This is a genomic window from Corynebacterium sp. UMB10119B (assembly GCF_030228125.1).
Taxonomy (GTDB): Bacteria; Actinomycetota; Actinomycetes; order Mycobacteriales; family Mycobacteriaceae; genus Corynebacterium; species Corynebacterium pseudogenitalium.
This window is the reverse complement of record NZ_JASPBG010000027.1, coordinates 1-7,484: the sequence shown is the minus strand read 5'-3', so window position 1 is coordinate 7,484 and position 7,484 is coordinate 1. Positions and strand designations below refer to the sequence as shown.

Annotated in this window: 10 protein-coding genes and 1 tRNA gene; 7 read left to right on the top strand and 4 right to left on the bottom strand. The window is 63.2% G+C overall.

Annotated elements, in window-relative coordinates; translation table 11 throughout:
• On the bottom strand, positions 1 to 560 hold a 560-nt coding region (locus QP802_RS11040; protein WP_284818884.1), incomplete at its 3' end, for a hypothetical protein.
• A 341-nt stretch (positions 561 to 901) separates the two neighbouring features.
• Here QP802_RS11040 and QP802_RS11035 point away from each other — a divergent pair.
• A tRNA-Ala gene (locus QP802_RS11035) sits at positions 902 to 974 on the top strand.
• Positions 975 to 994: 20 nt separating this feature from the next.
• Here the strand turns inward: QP802_RS11035 and QP802_RS11030 are convergent.
• Together QP802_RS11030 and QP802_RS11025 are read right to left on the bottom strand one after the other, a co-directional pair.
• Complete coding sequence (locus QP802_RS11030; RefSeq protein ID WP_284818886.1) at positions 995 to 1,567, bottom strand: RluA family pseudouridine synthase; 573 nt, start codon at positions 1,565 to 1,567, stop codon at positions 995 to 997.
• A 15-nt stretch (positions 1,568 to 1,582) separates the two neighbouring features.
• Positions 1,583 to 1,858 carry a S4 domain-containing protein gene (locus QP802_RS11025; protein WP_284818874.1) on the bottom strand — a complete coding sequence of 92 codons (276 nt, stop codon included), beginning with the start codon at positions 1,856 to 1,858 and terminating at the stop codon, positions 1,583 to 1,585.
• A 35-nt stretch (positions 1,859 to 1,893) separates the two neighbouring features.
• On the opposite strand from QP802_RS11025, the gene QP802_RS11020 reads away from it, so the two are divergent.
• Together QP802_RS11020 and QP802_RS11015 are read left to right on the top strand one after the other, a co-directional pair.
• Complete coding sequence (locus tag QP802_RS11020) at positions 1,894 to 2,376, top strand: methylated-DNA--[protein]-cysteine S-methyltransferase (RefSeq protein WP_256022269.1); 483 nt, start codon at positions 1,894 to 1,896, stop codon at positions 2,374 to 2,376.
• Positions 2,369 to 3,124 (top strand): fructosamine kinase family protein, encoded by a 756-nt coding sequence (locus tag QP802_RS11015; RefSeq protein ID WP_284818871.1) that lies wholly within the window; start codon positions 2,369 to 2,371, stop codon positions 3,122 to 3,124. Before QP802_RS11020 ends, QP802_RS11015 begins: the two co-directional genes overlap by 8 nt.
• Here the strand turns inward: QP802_RS11015 and nadE are convergent.
• Positions 3,121 to 3,969, bottom strand: coding sequence for an ammonia-dependent NAD(+) synthetase (gene nadE / locus QP802_RS11010; protein ID WP_284818869.1), 849 nt, complete (start codon positions 3,967 to 3,969; stop codon positions 3,121 to 3,123). The two genes, QP802_RS11015 and nadE, sit on opposite strands and share 4 nt — an antisense overlap.
• 35 nt (positions 3,970 to 4,004) lie before the next feature.
• Between nadE and QP802_RS11005 the strand changes: the two genes are divergently transcribed.
• The 4 genes from QP802_RS11005 to QP802_RS10990 all read left to right on the top strand — a co-directional run.
• On the top strand, positions 4,005 to 5,366 hold the full coding sequence (locus tag QP802_RS11005; RefSeq protein WP_284818867.1) for a sugar porter family MFS transporter: 1,362 nt from the start codon (positions 4,005 to 4,007) through the stop codon (positions 5,364 to 5,366).
• A 114-nt stretch (positions 5,367 to 5,480) separates the two neighbouring features.
• Complete coding sequence (gene ykgO / locus QP802_RS11000; protein WP_018020497.1) at positions 5,481 to 5,603, top strand: type B 50S ribosomal protein L36; 123 nt, start codon at positions 5,481 to 5,483, stop codon at positions 5,601 to 5,603.
• Positions 5,604 to 5,672: 69 nt separating this feature from the next.
• Entirely contained in the window at positions 5,673 to 6,512 is an 840-nt protein-coding gene (locus QP802_RS10995) for a serine hydrolase (RefSeq protein ID WP_145945233.1), read from the top strand.
• Between the two features lie 489 nt (positions 6,513 to 7,001).
• Positions 7,002 to 7,484: DUF222 domain-containing protein (locus tag QP802_RS10990; RefSeq protein ID WP_284818864.1), on the top strand; the 483-nt coding region annotated here is incomplete at its 3' end.

Here is a 7,484-nt window from a genome sequence, read left to right as displayed (position 1 = left end):
GTGAAGAGTTCTACAAAGGCAGTGCCGTCACCGAGCACGTCTGTCAAGCCAACCACGTCTACAAAGTCGGAGCCGAGTACGACTGCGAAGCCGGAGCCAAGCGTGAAGCCGAGCACGAGTGCAAAACCAGAGCCGAGTTCGTCTGCCAAGCCGGAGCCGACGACGACGGTGAAGAGTTCTACAAAGGCAGTGCCGTCACCGAGCACGTCTGTCAAGCCAACCACGTCTACAAAGTCGGAGCCGAGCACGACTGCGAAGCCGGAGCCAAGCGTGAAGCCGAGCACGACCGTGAAACCGGAGCCGACGGCGGTGAAGCCGGAGCCGACGACGACGGTGAAGAGTTCTACAAAGGCAGTGCCGTCACCGAGTGCGTCTGCCACACCAACCACGTCTGCCAAGCCGGAGCCAAGCACGAGCGTGGAGAGTTCTACAAAGGCAGTGCCGTCACCGAGTGCGTCTGCCACACCAACCACGTCTGCCAAGCCGACGCCAACCACGAGCGCTAAGCCTGACTCGAGCAGTAATTCAAGTTCCGAGTCACGTGGAATATGCTCCAGCAATTCTTCCAGCCAAAGTAGTAAGGGAGACAATGGGAGCAGCACTGGTGCAGCCGTGTGTGGAGTGGTCTTTACCGGGCTCCTGCTGATCGCACTGGGCATCCTTGCCACAGTGCCCCCACTGAAGGACCAAATCGATCGGTGGTTGCGTAGTTTGTGATGCATTGAACTGCCTAGAGATGGCAACCTAGGTAGTTTTCACGCTGTACCAATTTGAGTGATTTGTTCCCGCTCGCTTGAAGGAGAGGCTGTTTCCTCAGGAGAGCGGGAAGGTCCTCTGTATGCATTTGCCTCACATTAAACGCACGGTATAAGCTGGCACCTACGCGTGTTTTAGCGTGCGCGGGGCTATGGCGCAGTTGGTAGCGCACCACACTGGCAGTGTGGGGGTCACGGGTTCGAATCCCGTTAGCTCCACAGAAAAGACCGCAGGTTGCTTAAGACCTGCGGTCTTTGTGTTCCCGGACCGGCGCCGTCACTGCGACGTGCTCGCCGTTGCGCAGCGTGAACTCCAGCTGGTACGCGTGCAGGAACATGCGCTGCGCGCCTGTACGCGAGCCGTACGCGCGGTCGCCGACGATGGGGTGGCCTTCGTGGGCGGCGTGTACGCGGATTTGGTGGCGTCGTCCAGTAATGAGCTCGGCCTCGACGAGCGTGTTCGGCCCGCGGTTTTCCACGCGGCGGAATCGTGTGTGGGCGTCGTCGCCGTCGGCACGTACGACCATGGTTTTCGGTGTTCGCGCGATCGGGGCCTTTACGTCGCGCGCGCCCGCCCAGCGTCCCTCCACGACCGCGCGGTAGATGCGGACCACGTCCTGCTCGCGGAAGGCTCGTTGCAGGTGGCGCAGCTCCGCGTGATTCAGCGCGATCAGCAGCGCCCCGGACGTCTCCTTATCGATGCGGTGCGCAAGCTCAGCGTCGGGGTGCACGTCGCGGATGCGCTCGATAACGCCCCGCTGCGTCCCGGTTCCCGCATGCACCGGCACCCCCGCCGGCTTATTTACTACCAGTGCCGTCGGCCCCTCCTACAGCACCTCAGACCCGTGGCTCTTACTTTTCGACGCCCTCTTCGCTTCCTTACAGAACTCACCCGGCAACGTGATCACGTCCCCAGCCCGGACGCGGTAATCCTGCTTGATACGTTTCTGGTTGACCCGCAACGCCCCCTTACGCGTAAGTTTGAACAGCATGGTCGCCGGGCACGTGGTGTAGCTGGCGAGGAACTTGTGTATCCGCCGCCCGTCGTGGTCCTCCGGGACCGTGATCGCTGAGTATCCGGGTGGGGGAATGTAGGTGGTCATGGCTGGCACCATAGCAAGGTGCTAGTACTGGTGCCATGTATGCAACATCATTCGCTACCGTCGAGACGCAGGTCGGAACACTGACGGTTGTCGTTTCGCCCCGCGGAGTGCGCCGGATTGCGCTACCCAGCGACGACGCTGAGCGTGCAATCCGGGAAACCGGCGCACGCCCCGGCCCGATCGGCCCCGTCCGCGGGCAGCTCGAGGAGTACTTCGCCGGGACACGAACGTCTTTCGATGTCCCGCTCGACCTTGAGGGCCTCCCGCCGTTCCGGACGAAGGTGCTGGGCGCGCTCCAACACGTGCCGTTCGGCGAGGTGACGACGTATAAGGGGCTAGCGGTGGACGTCGATAATCCGGGGGCGGTGCGTGCCGTCGGCACTGCGTGCGCGCGCAACCCGCTGCCGCTGCTCATTCCGTGTCACCGGGTCGTGCGTAGCGACGGCCACCTCGGGCGCTACCGTGGTGGGGAAGACATGAAGCGATTCTTGCTTGCATTGGAGGGCCACCTTGAGTGATTTCAGTAAGCGTTGTATCGCGCCGGGCCAGGCGAGCAGCGAGGCGGCGGGGCTGCGCTGGCTGCGCGAGGGCAGCGAGGCAGTCGTGGAGGTCCGCAGCGTGGACGAAGGACAGCGGACGTTGCGAATAGAACGCGTCGAAACCGTGCGACCCACTCGCGACGCGGCGCGCCGGGCGGGGGAGGAGCTGGCGAAGATCCACGCGATGGGCGCGGAAGCCTTCGGTGCACCGCCGACCGGTTGGGATGGCCCGAACTTCATCGGCAGGGTAGAGCAGGACTGCGTGCCGGAGCAGCGGTGGGCGAAGTTTTATACCGAGCAGCGCGTGCTGCCGTTCGCTAGGAGCGCACATGTGGCGGGAAATATTTCGAAGCAGCAGCTAGAGCTCGTGGAACGCGCCTGCGCTGCGCTTGTTGAGGGGGACGAGGACGCCCCGCTGGCGCGTATCCATGGGGATCTTTGGGCGGGCAACCTGCTTTTCGACGAGTCCGGCCCGAGGTTCATCGACCCGGCGGCACACGGTGGGCACCCGTTGACGGACATCGCCATGCTGGCGTTGTTCGGCGCGCCGTTTTTGGAAGATATCCTTGCGGGCTACGAGTCGCGGGCAAGCCTGGGGGAGGACTGGCGTCGGCGCATCCCGATTCACCAGCTTCACCCGTTGGCCGTGCACGCGTTGACGCACGGCCCGGCGTACGCGGGGGAGCTTGCCAACGCCGCGCAAGCGACGTTAGACGTGACGGGCTAAGCCTTCCACCAGGAGGAATCTGGCCCTGGCGGCAGGTGTCGTTTGTGCTGGCCGATGCGCCACAGGTGCTCGATGCGTTCCGCCGCCGCGGACGGAACGGTTTTGCCTTCGAGGTAATCGTCGATGTGCTGGTAGGTCACGCCGAGCGCTTCTTCATCGGGCAAGGCCGGGCGGTCCTCTTCCAGGTCGGCGGTGGGGACTTTCTCCCAGAGGCGAGGGTCGGCGCCGAGCTCGCGGAGGAGAGCTGCGCCTTGGCGTTTGTTGAGGCCGGCGAGGGGGGTGAGGTCTGCGGCGCCGTCGCCAAACTTGGTGAAGAAACCGGTGACGTTTTCCGCCGCGTGGTCAGTGCCGATGACCAGGAGGTTGCGCTCGCCGGCAAGCGCGTACTGCGCCACCATTCGAAGGCGGGCTTTCACGTTGCCCTTGTTGAAGTCGCTGAGGGGCGCCCCCAACGCACCGGCGACCTCATCGCTGAGCGCCTTCGTGGCAGGAGCAATGTCAACGATCACCGTCTCATCCGGTTCGATGAAGCGGAGCGCCAACTGGGCGTCGTCCTCGTCGACTTGGACACCGTGGGGGAGGCGGACGGCGAGGAAGTGGGCGTCGACACCCGAGTCCCGCAGCCGCTCGACAGCGATCTGTGCGAGGCGACCTGCGAGCGTCGAGTCCTGGCCCCCGGAAATGCCGAGTACGAAACCGGCTGAGGAGGCTGCGCGGGCATAGTCGCAGAGGAATGCGACGCGACGCTCGATTTCTCGCGCGGGATCAATCGAAGGTTGGACCCCGAGCGTGTCGATGATCTCTTGCTGTTTGCTGCTAACTTGCGGTGAATCTGGCCGAGACATAGGAACCAGCGTACCCACGGTGCATATTGGTATGCATGCAACAACTCACCACTGCCCAACGAAGCTACGTCCGGAAGGTTGCGGGCGTCGCCGCGCTGGGCGGGCTGCTCTTCGGCTACGACACCGGCGTGATGAGCGGCGCGCTGCTCTACATCACCCCCGAATTCCAGCTCACGCCAGGGCAAGAAGGGCTTGTGACCTCGATGTTGCTCGTCGGCGCAGCGGTCGGCGCGCTCAGCGGCGGGTCGATCGCGGACAGGCTCGGGCGCAAACGCACCTTAATAATGGGCGGCCTCGTGTTCATCGCGGGCTCGCTGTGGTGCGCGCTTGCAGGATCGGTGGAAGCACTCGCGGCGGCCCGAACGTTCTTAGGAGTCGGCGTCGGCGGAGTGTCCATCGTGGCGCCGATGTACATCTCGGAGATGGTGCCCGCCCGGGTGCGCGGCAAGATGGTGTCACTGAACACGCTGATGATTGTGGTGGGGCAGCTGCTCGCGTACTCCGTGAACTCCGCACTCGCCTCGACCGGCAGCTGGCAGCTGATGCTTGGACTCGCCGCAGTGCCTGGAGCCGCGCTGGCCATCGGCATGGCATTCCTGCCTGAAACGCCCCTGTGGCTCGCCCGCCACCAGCGTATCGACGCAGCCCTCACCGTCGGCGACCGAGTCGGCATGACGCGTGAAGAACTCACCCTCGAAACCACCGAAGACGCCGAGCTTCGCGCCCAGCGTGGCGGCGAGTGGGCACGTCTGCGCAACGTTCGGTGGCTACGCATGACCGTGCTGATCGCCGCGCTGCTCGGCATCACGCAGCAGGTCACCGGTGTGAACGCCATCGTCTACTTCGCGCCAACGATGATGAACAAAGTCGGCCTCTCCACCGAAAACGCCGTCTACACCTCCATGGTGATCGGGCTCGTCTCCGTCGTCGCGTGCTGGGTCGGACTGCAGGTCATCGACAGGATCGGCCGCAAACGACTACTGCTCATCGGCCTGAGCGGCAACGTCATCTTCCTCTTCGCACTCACGCTCACGTACCGTGCCGCGGAAAACAACGCCGCACTCGCGTGGGTCTCACTCGCCTGCATGGCGCTGTTTATCGCGTCGCAGCAGGCAGCAGTCTCGCCCACCACCTGGCTGCTTATCTCCGAGCTGGTCCCGCCACAAATCCGCGGCGCCGGGATGGGGCTCGCAGGACTCGCACTGTGGGTGATGAACTGGATCGTCGCCCAGTTCTTCCTCCCACTTGTCGACGCCCTCTCCGCCACCGCCACCTTCTCCATCTTCATCATCTGTGGCATCCTTGCAGCAGGATTCGTCCGCTACTTCGTCCCCGAAACAATGAACCGGAGTCTGGACGAAGTGGCGTCGGAAATGGAGCAACGCTACACCAAGTAGCACCGGCGTTTTGGTTTCCCCACGTGATGGGGTAATATAACGCGACGTGTCGCGACCAGACTGTTTCCAGTGGTCGCACGAAGATGAAGATCCTCGATTAGAAAGGAGCGCCCGATGAAGGTCCGCAAGTCGCTTCGGTCGCTGAAGAACAAGCCGGGCGCCCAGGTTGTGCGCCGCCGTGGCAAGGTTTACGTCCTGAACAAGAAGGAGCCACGCTTCAAGGCTCGTCAGGGCTAATTCAGCACTCGTGAAAACCCGCACCTCGTGTGCGGGTTTTTTCGTGCCCAGGGCACTAGGGTGGTGGAGGTGAAACGAGCATGCTGCGCCCTCCTCGCCGTGACCGCCCTCGGGGCCTGCGGGACACCCACTAACGACGCCCCGCCGACCATCACCGTCACCTCAACGACAACGCACCCGAACGCTCAGCCGCCTGTACCAGTTGACGAGCCGGTGGGCGAAGTGGGCGTCGATAAGCTGCTCTCCACTATCGCCGACGAAGTTGCCAACCAGTTCGGAGGCACCGTCGCCGTCGCCGCGGGCGGCGTAGGAAGCAGCGACGACCCAGCGATGCCAGCCTGGTCCACCATCAAAGTCCCACTCGCAGTCGCCGCGTACCGCGTGGCGCCCGACACCGCGCAGCTCGCAGCACCCGCCGCGATCACCGCCTCAGACAACGACGCCGCGCTACAACTCTGGAACGCCCTGCCACCCGGCGCCGGAGACACCGTCTTGACCGAGGGCGGCGTACCAAAAACCATCAACACCGAACGCATCCGGCCCGAGTTCTCAACCTTCGGCCAAACCATGCTCACCGCCGCCGAGGAATCCACTTTCATGTCCAATCTGAGCTGCCTGAGCGACGCCGACCCCGTCCTTGAGTTGATGGGGCAAATCGTGCCTGGGCAGGACTACGGCCTCGGCCAGCTTCCCAATGCGCGGTTCAAAGGCGGGTGGGGGCCCTCGGAGACTGGTGGATACGAAGTGCGCCAGATGGGACTCGTGTCAAATTCCGCAGAGCAGGACGTTGCTTTGGCTTTGGTCGTTGTCCCCGCCGACGGCAGTTACCAAACCGGCCAAGCCATGGCCAACGCCGTTGCAGAACGGCTCCGGAGCCAGCTGGATCAGCTGCCGGTTGCGGTGTGCTGATCGTTTGATGAGGGTGTCCGCGGGGCGGACAAACAGCTGGCGAAGCTTGGCTCAACCCACCTCTCCATAAGTAAGGTTTCCGCGGGGCGGACACCACTTTGTGAATTGCATCGGCGAAGCATGCGTTCCGCGGGGCGGACTACTCGCCGGTTAGTGCAGGCCAACCTTATTTACTGTCCGCCGCGCGGACACCAACAAAGCTCTAGTCGACTCCAGTAGCATTCCGCGGCGCGGACACTTCGAGCCCTTTGCGACGGCCTTGTTCACAGTCCGCCGCGCGGATACCACTTCGTGATCTCTACCGCCGATTCCCGTATTCCGCCGCGCGGACACCCACTCACACACCCGTGCTCGAAGGTGGGCGTCGAAAAGCCAACCCCCACACTGTCCGCCGCGCGGACACCCACCAACAAATATTTGAATAAACCTCTTGACACCACCAATCGAACACGTATACTAAACAAAACAACCAAAACACCAGGGGGAACCATGCACACCACCATCGACGCCGACACCATCATCAACACCATCGTTGAAAGCGCACGCCTGTTCGCATACTCACACGCTGAAATACTGACCGCGATCGCCGAATTCGACGCCCACAACCTCGCCGAAGCATACGGGTGTGCCTCAACCGGGGCATGGCTTGCCAGAGTGCTAAAAATGAAACGCACCCGCGCCTACGAATACGCCGCTGTGGCTCGCAAACTCACCGGCTTTCCCGCCATCCTTGACGCCCTACGCGAGGGAGCAATCGACTACACCAGCGTGCGCTACATGCTCGACTACGCCACCGACACAAACCAACACGAACTCGTAGAGATAGCCGCCGAATCTGGCTACCAAGGCCTCGTACACGCCCTGGCAGGCGCAACCCCCACCGACAAACAGCCCGAGGATGCTGGTGCACACTGCGGGCTGACCATCCGCGAAGACGGCCAATACCTACGCGGCTGGTTTTGCATGAACGCG

Excerpts from the sequence above, each read along its gene's own strand:
- QP802_RS11025 (WP_284818874.1), bottom strand. The coding sequence starts at position 1,858 with ATGACCACCTACATTCCCCCACCCGGATACTCAGCGATCACGGTCCCG.
- QP802_RS11020 (WP_256022269.1), top strand. The coding sequence starts at position 1,894 with ATGTATGCAACATCATTCGCTACCGTCGAGACGCAGGTCGGAACACTG.
- nadE (WP_284818869.1), bottom strand. The coding sequence starts at position 3,969 with ATGTCTCGGCCAGATTCACCGCAAGTTAGCAGCAAACAGCAAGAGATC.
- QP802_RS11005 (WP_284818867.1), top strand. The coding sequence starts at position 4,005 with ATGCAACAACTCACCACTGCCCAACGAAGCTACGTCCGGAAGGTTGCG.
- ykgO (WP_018020497.1), top strand. The coding sequence starts at position 5,481 with ATGAAGGTCCGCAAGTCGCTTCGGTCGCTGAAGAACAAGCCGGGCGCC.